General features: G+C 35.9%; 19 protein-coding genes. 4 read left to right on the forward strand and 15 right to left on the reverse strand.

What is annotated here, in order from left to right:
* Positions 1-6: 6 nt before the first annotated feature.
* The 11 genes from C8C84_RS13070 to C8C84_RS13120 all read right to left on the reverse strand — a co-directional run bounded on the left by C8C84_RS13070 (position 7) and on the right by C8C84_RS13120 (position 12,705).
* Complete coding sequence (locus C8C84_RS13070) at positions 7-2,544, reverse strand: multicopper oxidase domain-containing protein (protein ID WP_121314070.1); 2,538 nt, start codon at positions 2,542-2,544, stop codon at positions 7-9.
* A 4-nt stretch (positions 2,545-2,548) separates the two neighbouring features.
* The gene (locus C8C84_RS13075) at positions 2,549-5,086 is read right to left on the reverse strand and encodes a heavy metal translocating P-type ATPase (RefSeq protein WP_121314071.1); all 2,538 of its coding nucleotides are present in this window, start codon (positions 5,084-5,086) and stop codon (positions 2,549-2,551) included.
* A 77-nt stretch (positions 5,087-5,163) separates the two neighbouring features.
* Complete coding sequence (locus C8C84_RS13080; protein ID WP_233549880.1) at positions 5,164-5,682, reverse strand: AraC family transcriptional regulator; 519 nt, start codon at positions 5,680-5,682, stop codon at positions 5,164-5,166.
* Positions 5,683-5,809: 127 nt separating this feature from the next.
* Positions 5,810-6,085: a heavy metal-binding domain-containing protein gene (locus tag C8C84_RS13085; protein WP_121314073.1), complete on the reverse strand. Its 276-nt coding sequence runs from the start codon at positions 6,083-6,085 to the stop codon at positions 5,810-5,812.
* A 16-nt stretch (positions 6,086-6,101) separates the two neighbouring features.
* Positions 6,102-6,947 carry a DUF3347 domain-containing protein gene (locus C8C84_RS13090; RefSeq protein WP_121314074.1) on the reverse strand — a complete coding sequence of 282 codons (846 nt, stop codon included), beginning with the start codon at positions 6,945-6,947 and terminating at the stop codon, positions 6,102-6,104.
* Positions 6,948-7,032: 85 nt separating this feature from the next.
* The gene (locus C8C84_RS13095; protein ID WP_121314075.1) at positions 7,033-7,401 is read right to left on the reverse strand and encodes a hypothetical protein; all 369 of its coding nucleotides are present in this window, start codon (positions 7,399-7,401) and stop codon (positions 7,033-7,035) included.
* Between the two features lie 153 nt (positions 7,402-7,554).
* A complete protein-coding gene (locus C8C84_RS13100; protein WP_121315066.1) occupies positions 7,555-9,600 on the reverse strand; it encodes a heavy metal translocating P-type ATPase in 2,046 nt (681 codons plus the stop codon).
* A 4-nt stretch (positions 9,601-9,604) separates the two neighbouring features.
* Positions 9,605-9,958 carry a heavy-metal-associated domain-containing protein gene (locus tag C8C84_RS13105; RefSeq protein WP_121314076.1) on the reverse strand — a complete coding sequence of 118 codons (354 nt, stop codon included), beginning with the start codon at positions 9,956-9,958 and terminating at the stop codon, positions 9,605-9,607.
* Positions 9,959-9,974: 16 nt separating this feature from the next.
* Entirely contained in the window at positions 9,975-11,942 is a 1,968-nt protein-coding gene (locus C8C84_RS13110; protein ID WP_121314077.1) for a TonB-dependent siderophore receptor, read from the reverse strand.
* Positions 11,943-12,004: 62 nt separating this feature from the next.
* Positions 12,005-12,331, reverse strand: a complete 327-nt coding sequence (locus C8C84_RS13115; protein WP_233549800.1) for a DUF6660 family protein — start codon at positions 12,329-12,331, stop codon at positions 12,005-12,007.
* A gap of 119 nt (positions 12,332-12,450) precedes the next feature.
* Positions 12,451-12,705 (reverse strand): XRE family transcriptional regulator, encoded by a 255-nt coding sequence (locus C8C84_RS13120; RefSeq protein ID WP_121314078.1) that lies wholly within the window; start codon positions 12,703-12,705, stop codon positions 12,451-12,453.
* Positions 12,706-12,824: 119 nt separating this feature from the next.
* On the opposite strand from C8C84_RS13120, the gene C8C84_RS13125 reads away from it, so the two are divergent.
* Positions 12,825-13,268, forward strand: a complete 444-nt coding sequence (locus C8C84_RS13125; protein ID WP_147406860.1) for a hypothetical protein — start codon at positions 12,825-12,827, stop codon at positions 13,266-13,268.
* Positions 13,269-13,900: 632 nt separating this feature from the next.
* Here C8C84_RS13125 and C8C84_RS13130 read toward each other — a convergent pair.
* From C8C84_RS13130 to C8C84_RS13145, 4 genes are all read right to left on the reverse strand, one after another.
* Positions 13,901-14,596 (reverse strand): hypothetical protein, encoded by a 696-nt coding sequence (locus tag C8C84_RS13130; protein ID WP_121314080.1) that lies wholly within the window; start codon positions 14,594-14,596, stop codon positions 13,901-13,903.
* Between the two features lie 7 nt (positions 14,597-14,603).
* Complete coding sequence (locus C8C84_RS13135) at positions 14,604-14,879, reverse strand: helix-turn-helix domain-containing protein (RefSeq protein ID WP_121314081.1); 276 nt, start codon at positions 14,877-14,879, stop codon at positions 14,604-14,606.
* A gap of 85 nt (positions 14,880-14,964) precedes the next feature.
* Positions 14,965-15,729 carry an RteC domain-containing protein gene (locus tag C8C84_RS13140; protein WP_121314082.1) on the reverse strand — a complete coding sequence of 255 codons (765 nt, stop codon included), beginning with the start codon at positions 15,727-15,729 and terminating at the stop codon, positions 14,965-14,967.
* 349 nt (positions 15,730-16,078) lie between these two features.
* Entirely contained in the window at positions 16,079-16,309 is a 231-nt protein-coding gene (locus C8C84_RS13145) for a hypothetical protein (protein WP_233549802.1), read from the reverse strand.
* Between the two features lie 238 nt (positions 16,310-16,547).
* Here C8C84_RS13145 and C8C84_RS13150 point away from each other — a divergent pair, with 238 nt between their 5' ends.
* Genes C8C84_RS13150 through C8C84_RS13160 form a run of 3 tightly spaced genes read left to right on the forward strand, consistent with a single transcriptional unit; the run spans position 16,548 to position 18,514 of the window.
* Positions 16,548-17,309: a hypothetical protein gene (locus C8C84_RS13150; RefSeq protein WP_121314083.1), complete on the forward strand. Its 762-nt coding sequence runs from the start codon at positions 16,548-16,550 to the stop codon at positions 17,307-17,309.
* Entirely contained in the window at positions 17,309-17,704 is a 396-nt protein-coding gene (locus C8C84_RS13155) for a DUF5675 family protein (protein WP_121314084.1), read from the forward strand. Before C8C84_RS13150 ends, C8C84_RS13155 begins: the two co-directional genes overlap by 1 nt.
* 12 nt (positions 17,705-17,716) lie before the next feature.
* On the forward strand, positions 17,717-18,514 hold the full coding sequence (locus C8C84_RS13160; RefSeq protein ID WP_121314085.1) for a hypothetical protein: 798 nt from the start codon (positions 17,717-17,719) through the stop codon (positions 18,512-18,514).

Genomic DNA, 18,514 nt, shown 5'->3' on the forward strand with positions numbered 1-18,514 from the left:
CTCAGCCTAATAATTGAGATTGACACCGACACCTAATCCCATATCACTATCATAATGTGTTGTTACTCCAAAATTGCGTTTTATGATATATCTCAGTCCTGCCATATACTCTTTGTCAGTGTTCCACATCAAATCCATTCGTAGCCTTTTTGAAACCGGAATATCCATCCTTTCAAACTGAAGCCTAAAATTGCCATCAGTAAATACCTCAGCTTGTGCTTTTATAAGCATTGGCAAAGTATATTCTAATCCGGCACTAAAAACAGACCTTTCATCCTTAGTACTTGTTTGCCCGAAAAGGTTTTCTTCCATTTCATCTTCATCCATTTTTCTGTATCTCCAGTCAAATCCAATAAACGGCATAATCCATTGCATTTTGTCAACATACCTTCCAATATGGGTTTCGGTTTCATAACCATGCATTTCATTATATCCTAATCTCCATTCAGTCCCAATGCTCCAGCGCGTATTACTAAACATTGCTTCACCATCGTTTCCATTTGAAGCAAAATCATTTTCTGCCATAAAATGAAATTTCCTGTCATCAGCAAACAGCCTTCTTTGCGCCAATTTTGGATTGGGTATCTCAGGATTTGGAGGTGAGTTTTCATAGGAGAAAATCCTTCCCATTCCTGCCATCATATGATAAAGGATATGGCAATGAAAAAACCAATCGCCGCTTTCAGTTGCCGCAAATTCTAAAACATCAGTTTCCATTGGCATAATGTCAATAATGTTTTTCATTGGAGCATATTCACCTTGACCATTTACTACCCTAAAATCGTGACCGTGTAAATGCATTGGGTGTCTCATCATAGAATTGTTATGGATTACCAATCGGATGATTTCGCCTTTTTTGATAAGGATTTTATCTGTTTCGGAAACGACTTTGTTATTTAAGCTCCAAACGTAGCGGTTCATGTTTCCGGTAAGTTCAAATTTAAATTCTTTCACTGGTGCATCTTTTGGCAATGCTGTATTTACCGGAGATTTTAACATGGCATAATTTAATGTAGTAATATCAGAAAGACCATTACTATCGTATTGATTTTCCATCTTATGTTCAGCATGATTCATGGGAGCATCAGATTTTGATTTATCATCCATTTTCATTTCTTCCATTTTACCATTTCCTTTCATTACTCCACCTGTAATTTCAGGATACATCACCACATTCATGTCCATTTGATTGTAAGACATATTCATTCCCATGTCATCTAAATCGCCATTCATTTTCATCATGTCGTTCATCATTTTCATGCCGTCAAAATATTTTAACTTTGGTAAAGGAGAAGTAAGTTGTTTGATGCCATCACCTAAATACAATGATGCAGATTTAGTCCTATCTTCAGAGGTCGCTAAAAATTCAAAAGCGGTTTTATCAGCAGGAATTGTTACAATTATATCATAAGTTTCCGAAACAGCAATAATCAGTCTGTCAACCTCAACAGGTTCAACATCATTACCATCAGTGGCAACAACAGTTATTTTGCCTCCGGCATAAGTGAGCCAAAAATAAGTTGAAGCACCACCATTGGCAATTCGCAAACGTACCTTATCACCTCCTTTGAATTGGGATAGTTGGCTTTCGTTTTTTCCATTAATTAGAAGCTTATTATAATAAACATCACTCACATCCATAGCATTCATGCGCTTCCATTCATTGGTAACTTTGGTTTTGAAATGTCCCTGCTGAATAGCTTCCAAATAACTTTGTGTTGTGCCTTTCTGAATGGCAAACCAATCTGAAGCATTATGCAGCATCCGATGTACATTTTTAGGGTTTAAATCTGTCCATTCACTTAAAACTATTGGATTAGTAGGCAAATCATCAATTCCTTTCCTAAAAGTTGGGTCTTCATTTCTTTTATTCATTACAAAGCTTCCATACATACCAATTTGCTCTTGCAATTCAGTATGGCTATGATACCAATGCGTTCCATGTTGTATTATTGGAAATTTATAAAGGTGTGTAGTATGTGGTTTTATCGGCATTTGGGTAAGGTTTGGAACGCCATCATATTGATTGGGCAAAAACAAACCGTGCCAGTGTAATGAAGTATCTTCATCTAATTCATTGTGAACGTAAATTTCGGCAGTGTCTCCTTCAGTAAATGTGAGTGTAGGCATGGGGATTTGCCCGTTTACAGCAATAGCCCGTTTTGGCTTATCTCCAAAAGTTACAATGGTATCACGCACATATAAATCGTATCGAACTGTTTTTGGCGGTTCGTTTTTTAGCACGTTGATAGTTGGTGCAGTTTCTACATTTACCTGTTTTTTTGGAGTGACAACCTCAACATTGCTATTAACTTCTTTCTTTGGTGGTGTTTTAGGCTGTTGGACAACTGCTTTTTTCTTTACTGTTTTAGTTTTTTCTTTTACTAAAGCCATTCCACATTTTGGGCATTTTCCCGGCTTTGGTGAATGGATTTCGGGATGCATAACACAGGTATAGAATGTTTGCTGTGTTTCGTTTTTGACTTGAGCATCAGCGAAAGAAAATATAGATAGAACAAATACAAGTAAGACTATTTTTTTCATTTAATTAAAGTTTTAAATTTCGTAATCGTAATGCGTTTATTATTACAGAGACTGAACTGAATGACATTGCTAAAGCGGCAATCATTGGAGATAGTAAAATTCCAAAAAACGGATATAAAACCCCTGCTGCAATAGGCACTCCTAACACATTATAGAAAAAGGCAAAAAATAAATTTTGCTTAATGTTTTTCATAACGGCATGACTTAAATTCTTGGCTTTTACGATGCCTTGTAAATCGCCTTTTACTAAAGTTATCTTGGCACTTTCGATGGCTACATCGGTTCCTGTTCCCATTGCAATTCCAATGTTGGCTTGTGCTAATGCCGGAGCATCATTTATACCATCGCCTGCCATCGCCACAATTTTACCTTCGGCTTGTAATTTTTTAATTTCTTTTAGCTTATCTTCAGGTAAGCATCCTGCTTTATATGACGTTAGTCCCAATTCATCAGCAACAGCTTTGGCGGTATTTTCATTATCTCCGGTTAGCATAATTACTTCAACCCCTTGGCGCATCAATTCTTTAATGGCTGCTGCGCTTGATTCTTTAATAGCATCGGAAATTGACACAAAACCTACAGCAACGCCATCAACGGCAATGTATGAAACTGTTTTTCCCAGTTTTTGTTCGGCAATAATTCTGTTTTCTAAATCGTCAGCAATTGTTGCTTTTACCTGTTCCATTAGTTTTTTATTTCCTAATGCTATTTTTTTATTGGTAACAGTTCCCGTAACTCCTTTGCCTGCAATGGCTTCAAAATCTTTTACTTTGATTAATGAAACTGTTTTTGATTTGGCATAATTGACTACTGCCTGTGCTAATGGATGTTCGCTGTATTGGTTTAAAGAAGCAATACTTTGGAGTAAATCATTATCGTTGTTATTGGCAGCATATATTTTTTCGACAGATGGTTTTCCTTGGGTGATGGTTCCTGTTTTATCGGTAATTAAAACATTAACCTTATTCATGTTTTCCAGCGCTTCGGCATTCTTTATCAAGACTCCTGATTGCGCGCCCTTACCAACGCCAACCATTACGGACATAGGCGTTGCAAGACCCAAAGCACAAGGGCAAGCAATAATCAAAACGGCAATGGCATTTATAAAGCCATATACCAATGCCGGTTCGGGACCAAACTTTGCCCAAACGAAAAAGGTAATTACAGAAATGATGACTACAATTGGCACAAAATATTTGGAAATACTATCGGCTAATTTTTGAATTGGTGCTCGTGAACGGGAAGCATCATTTACCATTTGCACAATTTGGGAAAGCAAGGTTTCTGAACCTACTTTTTCGGCAACCATTATAAATGATTTGTTACCATTGATTGTTCCTGCAATTACGGGATCATCTTTCTTTTTGTCTACCGGTATTGGTTCGCCGGTAATCATAGCCTCATCAATACTGCTTTCGCCATCGGTTATTTTTCCGTCAACCGGAATTTTGTCTCCGGGTTTTACCCGTAATAAGTCACCTTTTTTTATATCGTTTATTGAAATTACTTTATCACCTCCGTCAATCACCAAAGTAGCTTCGGTTGGTGCCAGTTTTAATAATTCCTTGATAGCTCCGCTGGTTTGACTGTGTGCCCTGGCTTCGAGTAATTGTCCCAATAAGACCAAAGTCAGAATAACGGTTGTCGCTTCGAAGTATAATAGTACTGTACCGTGTTCGGTTTTGAATTCACTCGGAAAAATATCAGGGAAAAACATTCCGACTAAACTAAATAGAAACGCTACACCTGTTCCAATTCCGATAAGGGTAAACATATTCAAGTTCCAAGTGAGTATTGATTTCCACGCACGGACAAAGAATATCCAACAAGCATAGAAAACTACAGGAAGTGAAAGCAGTAATTGTACCCAATTCCATTTTGAGGCATCCATTAATTTCAATAAAGGATTGTTGTGTGCCATTTCTATCATGGCAATGGCGAAAACAGGAACAGTAAAGACTACTGCTATTTTCATTTTCTTCACCAAATCTTTATAAGTCTTTTGGTCTTCGGTATCACTTGGATTCATAGGCACTAAATCCATTCCGCAAATAGGACATGAACCCGGACTTTCACTAATTACTTCGGGGTGCATCGGACAAGTATATAGGGCTTTACTAACGGTCAAATCAGGAGCTTTAACTAAGTCCATGCCACAAACAGGACAGTCGCCCGGCTTGTCATAAACTTTTTCTCCTTCGCAATGCATTGGACAATAGTATTTACCATTGGCATTAGCGGGGACTTTGATTTCTTTTTTATCGCTATGGGAATGCGCAGCGCAACAAGATTTTTCAGTAACTCCATCCGTTGCTGCTTGTTGTGGAATTTTACCATTGCTCATTTCTATGGTATATTTTCCAACGGCTGTTAATGCTTGTTGCAATTGCTCTGTTGGAATATGTTTTTCCATCGTTATTGTTGCTATTGGCGGATTTAATGAAACCTTAGCTTCAACGCCATCAATAGTATTCAATGTTTTTTCGACTTTGGTGCGACAACCATCACAAGTCATTCCGGTAATGTTATAGGTATGTATCATCTTTTTGTTATTTTAATACAAATTTCCAGTTTAACAGTTTTTTGGACTTGCACAATTTTGGGTTTGATTTGCAAGATTTATAAATCTTCTATTTGCTTTCTTTTGATCGATTTTAAATTCTTAAAGTAGGTTGGTGAAAAGCCAGTTGCTTTTTTGAATTGGTTACTCAAATGGGAAACGCTACTATAATTTAAAGAATAGGCAATCTCACTTAATGAGAGTTCATCATAAATGATTAACTCTTTTATTTTCTCAACTTTTTGATTGATAAAATACTTCTCAATAGTTGTGTTTTCTACTTCTGAAAATAAATTGCTTAAAGTATTGTAATCCTGATGCAGTTGTTGTGCAAGATAATCGGATAAATTACTTTTCAAATCGTTGTTTTTGTTCTGAACCAAATCAATGATGAGTGTTTTAATCCTATCGATAGTTTTACTTTTCTTATCATCAATTAAATCAAAGCCAATAGCACGAAGGTTTTTGAGCAATTCCTGTTTTTGGCTTTCCTGAATGTCATTTTCCAATTCAACTTCACCCAATTCAACTGCGATAGGGTTAATTCCCATGTTTTCAAAAACTGATCTCACTACCATTTTGCAGCGACTACAAACCATATTCTTTATATAAAGTTTCATAGTAGATTCCTTTAGCGTACATACTGTAAAACTAACCCTGCTAAGAATTTAGCAAGGTTAATTTAATTTTCAAGGTGTATTCCTTTTACTTAGTATTAGCTTCACCTTCGGTAACAGGCTCTGTCAATTTCATACCACATTTTGGGCATTCATCATTCAATTTCCCTTTAACTTCAGGATGCATTGGACAGGCATATAATTCTGCTGTTACTTTAGAATCCACTTTGGTGGTATCAATTGGAGTTGTAGCAGTATCATTACTTGTTTCCATTGGAATTTCTGTTGATTCTTCTTTATTTTTTTGGTTACATGAAACCAATACGAAAGCCATTACTATGGCTGAAAAGATTACTTTTTTCATTTTATTATTTTTTAAGTTATTTAATAGTCTCCACCGTTTTGCCACAGGTTAGCATTTGTGAACCGTAATAGGGGTTTTTAATTGAATTTTCTTTGCTTAGCCAGTTAGCACCTTTCCCATCATTTGCCATTGGGCAGAACTGATAAAAAGTTGGCGTTTCCTGTTTAGCAACTTTTATTAAATCGTAAATGCTTTTTGATAAGGTCATAAAATGGTCTCTTTGATGTCCTGCGTCTTTAGTGTCTGAAATATGTTCAGCATCCTCTTTAAGGTTTGCAACAACTTTCATCCAAACCATGTGAACATCCATTTCCAATTTTTCCATTTTGACATTATTAATTGCTGAAAGCATTTCTTTTGCTTTTTCCGATGCAGTACTGCCATCAGTTTTTACTAAAGCATCTTTTATTGCAAAATAATTATCGAAAATAGATTGAAGTTGATTTGAATCCTGCTGTACAGGCATAGAAGGAGTGTTTTCCATCACCATTTTATTTTCTTCGGTTTTAACTGGTATTTTTGCCTGACGCTCATATTGACAACATCCGGGAAGTTTCGAATAAGCTTCATTAGGAGCAAGGAATTTTTCACTGTCATAACCTGCCAATGCAATTCGTTTAAGTATCGCTTCCTGACTGGTTTGCTTCTCATCATAAGTTAAAGTAGCCATACTGGTGTCTTTATCCCAATCCACTTTGGCAATCTTATTGATGCTTCCTACTTTTTCAATTGCTGTTTCACACATACCACAATTGCCATATATTTTGACTTTTTCAGTAGTTGCATTTTTTATTTGTGCCTTGCACAAGTTGAACGATAACAATACGGTAATTGCTATCAATGTTTTTGATATTAGATTCATAGTGAAAATTTTAATTTTTGGAAATAATAATTTTGAAAGCAAACGCTTTCAATTAGCCACAACTATGGCTGTCAAGAATTGAAATTTAGCTTATTTTAGGTATAAGCCACATTGAATAGAAACCATTAGAAGTATTGGTTTCTGACATATAGAACTTTTCTTTTTTATCAAAAAAATCAAATCTGTTTAGATTAAGTTCTATTTCATTATTAAGAATAGAACTAACACTAATAGTAGAGGTAGTGCAATTTGAATGTCCGCACTTTCCACCACAACCATTATGTTTTTTGTTTTTTGCTTTACTACAACAACAATCCTTTAATGATTTTGATGAGTTTTCCTTTTTGCAAGAATGCTTTTCTGTTTTATTAGTAGAGCTACCACAAGCATAAAGACTGTTAGGCATACAGAATAAGCCAAAAAGAAGTAATAATATGAAATAGTGTTTTTTCATTGTGTTAATGCAAATTTAGTTAAAATCCTATAATCATAATCAAAAGTTCTTGTTAAAGAGTGTTTGCTATTGTTAACAATGCATCACAAATATAAGCCAAAACCTCAACTCAATGCTATATTTTCAAACTGTATTGACATTACTTCGCAGTAACTAAAATTTCATACGTTGAATTCTAACTGCATTAAGTATAGCCAATAATGCAACTCCGACATCAGCAAAAACCGCTTCCCACATAGTTGCTAAGCCACCAGCGCCAAGAATTAAAACAATCCCTTTTACTACAAATGCTAATGTGATGTTTTGCCAAACTATTTTTTTGGTTTGCTTACCGATATTGATAGCCATTGCTATTTTACTTGGTTTATCATCCTGAATCACTATATCAGCGGTTTCAATAGTGGCATCACTGCCTAAACCACCCATAGCAATACCAACATCGCTTAATGCAACCACAGGAGCATCATTAACACCATCACCAACAAAGGCAACAGTTTCATTTTTGGCTTTAATTTCCTTAACCTTGTTTACCTTATCTTCAGGCAACAAATTGCCAAAAGCGTTTGCTATGCCTAATTTATCTGCCACAAATTTAACAACGGTGCTTTTATCGCCACTTAACATTGTTGTTCTCACATTCAATGCCTTTAGTTTGTTAATGGTTTCCTGAGCATCTTTTTTGATAACATCGGCTATTGTGATATAACCAACAAACTTTTTATCATAGGCAACAGCAATAAGCGTGTAAACGATTGAATTTGGGTCTATGTCGTATGGAATGGAAAATTTATCCATAAGCTTAAAGTTTCCAACTAAAAGGCTCTTTCCGTCAACTGTTGCTTTCAAGCCGTGCCCTGAAATTTCCTCAACTTTACTAAGTTTGATTGAAGTGTCAACTTTGCCAACAAATTCGTGTATGGCGGTTGCTACCGGATGCGTGCTTTGACTTTCTAAGGCATTTACCATTTTTAGTATTTCCTTTTCTTTGAACTGCTTATCAAATACAACTTCCTGTACTTTGAAAACGCCTTCAGTCATTGTTCCGGTTTTATCCATTACAACGTTTTGCACAGTAGCAATAACATCGAGGAAATTACTTCCTTTGAACAATATTCCGTTTCTACTCGCAGCACCGATTCCACCAAAATAGCCTAATGGTATAGAGATTACTAAGGCGCAAGGGCAGGAAATAACCAAGAATATTAAAGCACGGTATAACCAATTTGAAAAGATGTAATTCTCAACAAAGAAGTAAGGCAGAAGCGCTATCAAAACGGCTAATAAAACGACAATAGGAGTATAGATTTTGGCAAACTTCCTAATGAATAATTCGGTTGGTGCTTTTTGTGCTGTTGCATTTTGCACCAATTCCAATATTTTTGAAAGCTTACTATCTTTATAGGCTGTGGTAACCTTTACCTGTGAAACTTTTGTTAGGTTAATCATTCCAGCTAAAACCGTTTCTCCTTTTGCCTTTGTATCAGGTTTGCTTTCACCTGTTAGCGCTGAGGTATTAAAGGAAGCAGAATCAGAAATCAATTCACCATCCAAACCTAACTTTTCACCAGCTTTTAATTGGATAATGTCACCAATTTTAGCATCAGTGGCTTTTATGGTTTGTGTATCAGAACCGATCAAAATTGTTACCTCATCCGGTCTTTGGTCTAATAGTGATTTGATATTGGCTTTTGCCCTTGTGACCGCTAAAGTTTGAAAAACCTCACCAACAGAATAAAAGAGCATTACAGCAACCGCTTCAGGATATTCGCCAATGGCAAACGCTCCAATAGTAGCTATAACCATCAAAAGAAATTCTGAAAATATTTCACCTTCCCTGATGCTTTCAAATGCTTCTTTCATTACAGGAAAACCAACAGGAATATAGGCGATTACATACCATACAATTCTTAACCAGCCTGTAAACCAAACAGGAGTAAAATAGTAGTCAAAAGCAATAGCCACTAAAAGCAATACCAATGAGATGATTGAAGGCAAAAACATTTTGAAAGTGCTTTCATTTGCATTGTGGCTATGGTCGTGACCGTCATCCTCTGGATGTTCGTGATGCTTTTTGCTTTTGGTAGTACAGCAACTATCATCCTGAATCAAATCTTTTGCACCGGCTTTGGTATAGATTTTTTCTTCCTGAGTGCAACAGAGTTGCTTTCCCTGAGCATCATATTTGTGTTGATGTTTCATTTTTTTAAGCTTTACAGCATCCATCAAGAGAAGCTATACCTTCAGCAGTAGCTTTTACCTCATCAGCATCATACCCCAACTTAGAAATTCCTTCTTTGATTTCCTGCAAAGTTGCTTTCTTTGGGTTGTAATAAATAGTGAAAGTCATATTCTTATCATCAAGCTCATACATCTTAACACCTTTTATTTTCAGCATTTCAGTACTGAATTTTAATCCACAGGTTTCACATTGTTTGCAATGGCTACAATGTAAGGTTGTTTTGATTACTGCTTTTTGGTTACTCTTTTGAGCAATGGCAGTGTTAGAAACTAATAGCAATGTGAATAATAATACTGCTGATTTTAATACATTTTTCATTTTATGATATTTAGATTTAGAATTTCAATTTTATCCCTCCATTAATCGTTGCACCTTCGGTATGCGTCCAAATATCGTCGAAAGTTGGGTTGCTGTGCGAACCACTAACAACAGGCTTATACTTACTTTGGCGGGTATCGGTGAAATTCTCAAAGTTTATAAAAAAGGAATAGTTCTTCCACAAAGTTTTTTCAGCCATAAATCCAAATTCCCAAAATGTGGAAGTTTGTGTTCCGTTGTATAAATATTGTTTGTCAGTAAAAAAACCTTCCAAACCAAGTTTGAAATTGTGTTCCTTCTCAAAAATCAATGCCATATTTAGCTTGTTTTTTGGCAGTAGGGGTAAGAACTGATTACCTGATAAATACTTCCCTTTAGCATCAGTAAAAGTGTACCCAACAAAGAACTTTAAATCTTCTTTGAAAATGAACTTAACATTGGTTTCAAAGCCATTGCTTACTATTGGCTTTTCAGCATTAATAAAGGAAATGCTACTGCCATTATTTTGCAAAATCAATGGCTTGTTTATTTGTGTCAGGAAAAGCATTTGATTAATGCTAAAAACAAAATCTTCTGAAATGTTGGTTCTGAAGTTTACATCAGTTGTACCGCCAATACTTTTCTCTGATTTCACATTGTTAAGAGCTTCTACATTTTGATATTGGATGGTTTCCGTTTGTTCTGTAAAAATGGTTGGGATTTTGTACCCTAAACCACCGCCAATTCTCGAACTCCATTTGCTGTTGAATTTGAACAATGCCGATACTTTTGGCAATATGAAAGTTTGGTTTTTCGAAAAGTTAGGATTGGAATAACTAACATTGTCAATACGTAATCCATTTTCAAGTTTAATGTTCTCTGAAATATCCCAAGTCTGCTGAATATAAGCGCCTGTTGTAAATGATTTTGAATCGAGCGTGGAAATATTTTTTTGCTCGAAATTATCATACAAAATATTCAACCCTGCAATTATAGTTTGTTTTTTAGTATTCCACAGATAAGAAGCATCAGTGAAAACATTTGTATTAAACCCTGCAAATTCATAATTAGGGATGTTTATTTTTCTGTCAAAGATACTCAGGCTTTGTTTGAGTTTGAAACTGTTTTTCCCGGCCATTATTTTGTCAAATTCAAAGACTGTTGTGTTTCTTATCGTTTCGTTTTTTTCAAAATAGGTATGTAAGTCATTGGAACTTCCAGCAATTACAAACATATCACCACCTGTCATTGATGCTTTAGTAAAACTATTACCAAGCATAAAGGTTGTTGTTTCGTTAGGGTAATAGAATATTTTTGGATTAATGGTGAAATTATTGGATTTTGGGGTTTCTGAAAAATCATCATTATCTACATCATAAGCTTTTTGAAGGTTAAGCAACCCTAAAACCGTATAACCAAATTTCCCTTTGCGCTCTGAAGCATAAGCTCCAAAATTGGATTGTCTAATATTGGAATGGTTTAGTATGAAATTGTATTCTCCTTCTTCGCTTGGAGTTTTAGAAATGAAGTTTACTACTCCGGCGATAGCACCACCACCAAATAAAGTAGATGCCGGACCTTTTATAACCTCAACCTGTTTTAAGTCAAGAGGTGGGATTTCGAGTATGCTCAAACCACTTGCGAAGTTTCCAAAATTTGGATAACCATCTTTTAATAGTTGTGTGTACCTACCATCTAATCCTTGAACACGAATACTTGCATTTCCGCTTGTAGCTGACGTTTGCTGAACTTGTAAACCTGTGCTTTCGTGAAGAACCATTGATACATTTCCAGGTTTCATATTACCTTTTTCGTCTAATTCTTCGGCATCAATTGTTTCAATCCTTGTTGGTGTGTTCCTGATTGTTCGGCTTGTTCTTGTTGATTGAACCTTAACTTCTTCAAGTTCTTCAGGTTCTTTTTCTTTTTTTATAGTGTCATTTTGGACTTGTGCCATACTGCAAATGCTAAATAGCAAAAGCAATGGCAGAGCAATTTTTGTCATTATGATGATTATTAGTTAAATAAATAGAGTGCTTATTATCTCTTAAAAGAGAGTGAGTTCATTTAACTAATTTTTGGCGGTTGCCAAATACTTCCGTAGAAATTGGAATGAAAGGCTGAAGTGTAGATTGAATCTGTAGATTGAATTTGTTCAAACTGAACAGGAAAATCATAGACGATTGTAGGAACATAAGACAATGTTACCCCTGAACAACAATTACAAATGCAAAAAGGAGAGCATAAGTCATTATCCTTATTGTGAGAACGATTTTCATTTTCCGATGATAGAATAACTGTTGAATGTCCTGCACTTCCAATTTCGACATCAACGCAAGGAATAGCCGAAAGAGTAAAAATATAGATGGATAATATGACAGTTAACAATTTCACAATGGTAAAATTAACAGATATTTTCTAAAAATCTAATAATTGAAGAAAAGTTTATAATAGAGTCAAAAATATAAGTACTGTTAACTAAAACCCAAATGACGGGGCTTTTGGTAACCACACTATGATGGTTCTTTTTCTGCTTTTAAATCCAATCCTTTCACAAGTTCAGAAAGATCAGCATCAAGCGCACGGGAAAAGCGAAGCAAAAGATTAAAAGTAATGCTTTGTTTGTTTTGAAAAACCTTTCTAACAGCACCTTCTGAACATTTTGAAGCACGAGCGAATGCCGACTTATTGCCTTCGAATTTCACGAGGAAAATCTCGTAAATCCGTTGGCTAAGTTGTGCCTCGCTATTATCAATTTGATTCTGCATGAAGCAAAGAAAACAAACGAGCGGGTTAATTTTCTTCTTCTGACACGTACTATAGTACGAACTTTTACTATATTTGATTTCTTTTTAAAATGTTTGAATCAAATCTTAAAGGGAACGCCATGAAGACTATACTTTTCGTCATTCTTATTTCGTGCAGTAGTTACTCGCAAAATCAGACTGCAAATCAAAAACTACAACCTTTATCTGGTGATGTTATTTTGCCTGAAGAAAAATCTTTGTCAAAGCCTAATACTACCCAAATTGAACTTCTTCGTGAGGCTGGGAAAAAAGAACGAGAAGCATACAAAAAACTGCAAGACAGTGCACAGGTAGCATTTAAACAAAATGACTTTAAGAACTGCATTTATCTATACGAAAAGGCAAGTGGCATAAACCAATACCTATCTGATGCTTCATTCATGTATATCGCCGCTGTGTCGTGCTTTAAAATTTCGATTGAACTGGATGACAGGAAATATCGCAAACGGGCGAAACATCTACTCAAACAAGCAGACTATAAAGGCTATGTTGATGCTCGAATTTTTTTAAAGGACAATTTTTAAATTATCCCACTACATACTTTTTTTTTAATTTAAAATACGCTATGACCGTTTTTCTGCAAGTGTAATATGTGCATATTTTCAACTGTCTAAAACCAAGTCTTACGCGCGCGCGTAGATTATGCCATAATGCATAGGCGCGGGGCGATTAAATACATCTACAAACTTGAACTATTTTAGGTGTGTTGTTTATAAAAATGGTTTGCTGATGGTGTTGAAATATCCGGCACATTTGTTTAAAACCTAAAGATGATATGTGACCATAGTTGCGACCATACCCACCCGTCGAAAATTGCTTTTCAAAAGGAAAACCGAATTGTTTTAGGGGATGGGGTATTTCTTATTGAAAAGCGTTGTAGGTTTTTGACTTTTTTTCTCGGAATGTATAGTATTTGAGGTTATAATGCCGCGGCATTTACCGCGGCATTTACCACGGCATTGCCACGGCATTACCACGGCTCTAACATGGTACTGTAACTGGTATCAGCACTGTAATGCAATGGAAAAGCTGCGGCCATGAATTCCGAATACACCATCTTTGTTTTGTTTCTTTTTTTTATCTTATTTTTTTTTTAATACAGTATCTTACTTTAGTATGTTTGTAGAATATCTTTATATAGGTCGTGTCTCTGGAATCATTCCGCTCTGATTCTTTCCAATGCCTTCTTTAAAGCAATATCTTCTTCTGTTTTCAATTTTTTTTTCAAGTTCTTCTCTCGGTTCATTTCGGCATGCAAAATTAAATCCTCAAGAAGCATGTCGAACGCCACATAAAAGCCGCGCATTCGTCTCCCGTAGGTCACTAAGTACCATTTTAATTTTAGATTATTTTTTATTTTGTTAAGTCGATACTCTTTACAGTATTTTTGTAGCGCAGGAGATATTTCGGATTGTTCACATGTTTTGATTTTCCCGTCCATCCGTGCAATAAAAAACTCATTAGTAATTTTACAATAAGGCTTTTTTCCGAGAATGCTCTTAATCGAAAGAAAAGCCAGCAAAGCAACTTTCTCAAACTCCGATTTGTGATTTTTTCGAAAATCCCAATAGGTAGTTGTATTAATTCCACACTTAGGACTATTTTGCGGCAAAGAATCATAAAGTTCCATTCCACGGTCGTAAGTTGCCTGAAAGTCTCTTAAAGATGCCTTGTGAAACTTTGCTGCAACATTCATTGCGTTCTCGATGTTGTACTCATGACAATCGAGGCTAATGGCGTGAGAGTATAAGCTATAACTTATAATATTTTTTAGGACAGCAGGAGTGTCATCAAGGAAACCGTGAAGTAACTGTATTGGAAAGTTAAAGTAACGAGTATCTTTTTTTTTCATTGCACCCTTATTTTAAAGGCTGCAAACAGCGTTCAACTTCTGACCTACGAAAATATACTCGATTTCCTATACCGTAGGAAATCAACTTTTCGGCTTTCTTCCAATTGTTGACTGTCGAAATACTAACCTTCAGCAGTTTGGCGACATCTTCGCGTGTCAACCACTCGTCAGGCTGTAGGTGCTTAAATTCATTAAAGAAATTTTGTAATTGTCCTTTTACCGCTGAAGCGATTTCCTCTTTAAGTTGTTGAGGTTCGATTTGTGTGAATTGGATAGAGTTCATTTTTTTTGGGTTTTAAATTTTACCCGACAAACTTCTATCTATTGCTTCATACCTACACTTGATATAACGTTAACCTAACGTGCGATTATTTTTGGAGATCGCGCAATGAGGAAGCTTTAAGAGTATCCAAATACTTACTTTCGTTTCCTTCATTTCTTTTATTGAGGTCATTCCTATACTTGTAAATGTGTGTGAGTTCGACGCCAAAAAAAATACTGAACTCCTCGGCAATTTCTTTCTTTGTTCCTGACAAGTCGCCATTGGCAATCATTGCATGCATTACTTCAAATAACTGCATTTGTGTACCTCGAAATTTCACACCTTTTCCCGCGTAAGACCTTCCTAATTTTGAAAGGAACAGATTTTCAAAAGGTTGTGGATTAAGAAATATAAAATCCCAAAACGCAATGAACCTGCCAGTCCTAAATCCAAAATCGCTAATTGTAGAATTATTTATTATGTGTTTGCCATCAACAACTATTGTTGGTAGGTGAAATTGTTCACTCAAGCCATAGACACCTGAAAAAACTTTGAATAGTTGCTCATCAGAATTTTTCGGCAAAATCGAAATTGCTTTTCGGGCATCACTATTACCCTCACCAAATGCTGAAGAGTAAATGTTAAGAAATTTGTCCCACTTCTCATCCGAAATAGGAACATATATATCATTTTCAACATCGTCAAGTTGGATGTCGAAAACCTGATTTTCTTCACGAAGTTGACCAATAGAATCAAATATTTCTTGATTGAAGACTAATTTTCCGATACTGGAATATACTTTCAACGCATTTTCTGCTTGGCGTCGAACTTCGTTTGGAAGTGCTAAGAAATTTAAATTGTCACAATCCATGATTAGTATACAAATTACTGATTAATGTAAAAAGTGAGGATAATTGTCTAAATTTTGACTTATTCTTAAATGAGAAAAACGTAACCAATTATTAATTAATTAGTTACGTTTTTAATCTGCGGAGAAAGAGGGATTGCAACCCGCTCTCGTATGTCTTGATTTTATTGACGTTGCAGCTTTACTACTTTAAAGTACCCCGAATTGTGCCCCTTATGGATTAATTCGATTTGTACCTTTTTGACTTCGTAAAGATAATAAATTAACTTTATCCTGCAAAATCATGTAGACTATTTTTTGAACAGGTTTCCTTTATTTTCAGAGGTTTAGCAGTCTTTTAGCTGTTCATTTTTTATCCAACTATGCAACGCACTACATGCTCTATTTTAAGTCCCGTATACTCACAAAATTCCTCAATCGATATTAGCTGATGAGGTTCTTTATTTAGGTGCTTTTTTATTTTCAATAAATATAATCTTGCCTGAGCATATTCTTTTCCCATGATACGTTGCACGTCTTTTGGATATATACATACCCTCGTGCTGCTTGGAATCACTTTTTTATCTTTTAATACTTTAACCATGCCTTTGCCTAGTCTTTGACCAGGAGTAAGTGGCTACTACAAATCTATGCTTTTTTTTGAAATCACTATGCGCTAATAGAGTCGATTATATATGGTTATGTATGGTTACCAACCACCTGTGTTTGAAATGTGATTTTTATGTATGAACCTTTGATTAAATCATTCGGGATTTAGTTGCAACGATTATCGAAATGAAAGTGAATTGTGAAAATGAGTATTAATCAAAAGTTTAGAAATTATGGCAAGACAGAAAGGCATAATTAAACTAAAAGGTACTATCGGAGGTATTACCTTTTACAAGACTTCTCAAGACGGGCACCTTGCCCGCGAGAAAGGAGGTATCGAAAAAAGTAGGATTGAAAGTGATCCTGCGTTTCAAAGAACCCGAGAAAACGGTTCTGAATTTGGACGGGCTGGGAAGGCCGGAAAATTACTTAGAACTGCATTAAGAGCTTTGCTATTGAATTCTGCCGATGGCAGAATGGTAAGTCGACTTACCAAAGAAATGGTTAAAGTTATTCAAGCTGACTTGGTCAGTGAAAGAGGTTTGCGAAACGTGATTGATGGAGAAGCTGAATTGTTATTGGGCTTTGAGTTTAACATCAGAGGTAAGCTTGGAACTAGTCTTTATGCTCCATATACTGGTGCTATTGACCGCGTTAGTGGTGAAGTTACAGTGGATATTCCACCGTTTGTTCCTGTTAACATGATTTCAGCTCCATCTGGGACTACACATTACAAAATCATTTCTGCAGGTGCAGAAATTGACTTTGAAGCTGAAACTTTTTTCGAACAACATTCGGAGACTGCTATTTTACCATGGGATGCTGTAGCTACTGTAGCAATTGCACAAACCAATCAAGTTACGGCAGCTAGCACTAAACCGCTATTCCTTGCTTTAGGAATCGAGTTTTACCAAGAGGTTAATGGACAGATGTATCCGCTTAAAAACGGTGCTTTTAACCCATTATCACTTGTGAAAGTTGACAGCGGTGTGTAATGGTTCTCCTAATTACCAGAACTTATTTCCCTGAAGGAACTAACGGAAATCTTGAATATGAGGGCAAATTAATTTGCAAAACAATTGAATTGCCTTGGATGGAAAATCAGAAAAAGGTTTCCTGCATTCCGGAAGGGAAATATTTATTACAAAAGCGATATAGCAAAAAGTTTAAATGGCATATTGAAATTATGAATGTTTCCAATCGAACATCGATTTTGTTTCATCCAGCCAATAATGCGATAAAAGAACTTAATGGTTGCATCGCACCGGTTACAAAGATTTCGGGAGCCGGTTTAGGTCTAATGTCCCGAAAAGCTTTTACCAAGCTTAGAACTATTGTTTATAGAGCTTTGGATGAAAAGCAACGAGTTTTAATCATTATCAAATCTTAAATTTTTATTATTATGAAAACAAATTTTTTAAATAAACTGAAACAAGTACTGTTTCTTTTAATTGCCGTTCTAGGAACATTTGTTGGCTTTTCGCAGTCAACACAAAACCCAACTATTGGAGGAAAAAATACGCCTGGTGATATTGGAAGTTTGCTCGATATCGGCGGAGGTAAAAGTTCCGACGGAGGTCTTGGTCTAATAGCTCCATTTGCTAGTCAGCCGACAAAATGTACGTTTGCCTATTTAAATGATACTGGCGGACGAGGTGGAAAAGGTACAGATTCAGGGACTGGTCAAGTTGACTCTCCTGATGATATGGATGATTCAGATATAGGCGGTAAAGGCACTTCAACCGATACAGGACAAATAACTTATTCCGATCAATTGTTTGATGGAGATACAGGCGGTGGAAAAAGTACCGACGGTGGATTAAATCCCGGTTTACCAATAATGGATATTGGAGGTAGAAGTACTGGTGGAGATTTGACAGACCTTGACACAGGAGGTAAAAACTCCACAGGAGGTTTGGAAATTTACTGTCCATTATGTCCTGATACAGGTGGAGGAAATGGAGGAAAAAGCACCACTGGCGAATTTGCCATTTCAGATACCGGAGGTCGGGATACTGGAGGAGGTTTAAATCCATTTGGTGACATTGGAGGAAGAGGCGATGTCGGAACAGGATTTATATTTGATACAGGCGGAAGAACTCCGGGAGGAATTGGCTTTTACGAAGAGGGTGCTTTATCCAAACTTTCGAAAATTGAAAGATATGGTTGTGTCCTTAGACCTTTGGACATAACCGAGTAA

The sequence above is a fragment of the Flavobacterium sp. 102 genome (assembly GCF_003634615.1).
GTDB lineage: Bacteria > Bacteroidota > Bacteroidia > Flavobacteriales > Flavobacteriaceae > Flavobacterium.

What these genes read in the sequence shown, in the direction of transcription:
- C8C84_RS13130 (WP_121314080.1), bottom strand. Translation starts at nt 14,596, where the DNA reads ATGAAAAAAAAAGATACTCGTTACTTTAACTTTCCAATACAGTTACTT.
- C8C84_RS13085 (WP_121314073.1), bottom strand. Translation starts at nt 6,085, where the DNA reads ATGAAAAAAGTAATCTTTTCAGCCATAGTAATGGCTTTCGTATTGGTT.
- C8C84_RS13120 (WP_121314078.1), bottom strand. Translation starts at nt 12,705, where the DNA reads ATGCAGAATCAAATTGATAATAGCGAGGCACAACTTAGCCAACGGATT.
- C8C84_RS13095 (WP_121314075.1), bottom strand. Translation starts at nt 7,401, where the DNA reads ATGAAAAAACACTATTTCATATTATTACTTCTTTTTGGCTTATTCTGT.
- C8C84_RS13135 (WP_121314081.1), bottom strand. Translation starts at nt 14,879, where the DNA reads ATGAACTCTATCCAATTCACACAAATCGAACCTCAACAACTTAAAGAG.
- C8C84_RS13105 (WP_121314076.1), bottom strand. Translation starts at nt 9,958, where the DNA reads ATGAAAAATGTATTAAAATCAGCAGTATTATTATTCACATTGCTATTA.
- C8C84_RS13150 (WP_121314083.1), top strand. Translation starts at nt 16,548, where the DNA reads ATGGCAAGACAGAAAGGCATAATTAAACTAAAAGGTACTATCGGAGGT.
- C8C84_RS13140 (WP_121314082.1), bottom strand. Translation starts at nt 15,729, where the DNA reads ATGGATTGTGACAATTTAAATTTCTTAGCACTTCCAAACGAAGTTCGA.
- C8C84_RS13155 (WP_121314084.1), top strand. Translation starts at nt 17,309, where the DNA reads ATGGTTCTCCTAATTACCAGAACTTATTTCCCTGAAGGAACTAACGGA.
- C8C84_RS13110 (WP_121314077.1), bottom strand. Translation starts at nt 11,942, where the DNA reads ATGACAAAAATTGCTCTGCCATTGCTTTTGCTATTTAGCATTTGCAGT.
- C8C84_RS13075 (WP_121314071.1), bottom strand. Translation starts at nt 5,086, where the DNA reads ATGATACATACCTATAACATTACCGGAATGACTTGTGATGGTTGTCGC.
- C8C84_RS13080 (WP_233549880.1), bottom strand. Translation starts at nt 5,682, where the DNA reads ATGGTAGTGAGATCAGTTTTTGAAAACATGGGAATTAACCCTATCGCA.
- C8C84_RS13145 (WP_233549802.1), bottom strand. Translation starts at nt 16,309, where the DNA reads ATGGTTAAAGTATTAAAAGATAAAAAAGTGATTCCAAGCAGCACGAGG.
- C8C84_RS13100 (WP_121315066.1), bottom strand. Translation starts at nt 9,600, where the DNA reads ATGAAACATCAACACAAATATGATGCTCAGGGAAAGCAACTCTGTTGC.
- C8C84_RS13160 (WP_121314085.1), top strand. Translation starts at nt 17,717, where the DNA reads ATGAAAACAAATTTTTTAAATAAACTGAAACAAGTACTGTTTCTTTTA.
- C8C84_RS13090 (WP_121314074.1), bottom strand. Translation starts at nt 6,947, where the DNA reads ATGAATCTAATATCAAAAACATTGATAGCAATTACCGTATTGTTATCG.
- C8C84_RS13070 (WP_121314070.1), bottom strand. Translation starts at nt 2,544, where the DNA reads ATGAAAAAAATAGTCTTACTTGTATTTGTTCTATCTATATTTTCTTTC.
- C8C84_RS13125 (WP_147406860.1), top strand. Translation starts at nt 12,825, where the DNA reads ATGAAGACTATACTTTTCGTCATTCTTATTTCGTGCAGTAGTTACTCG.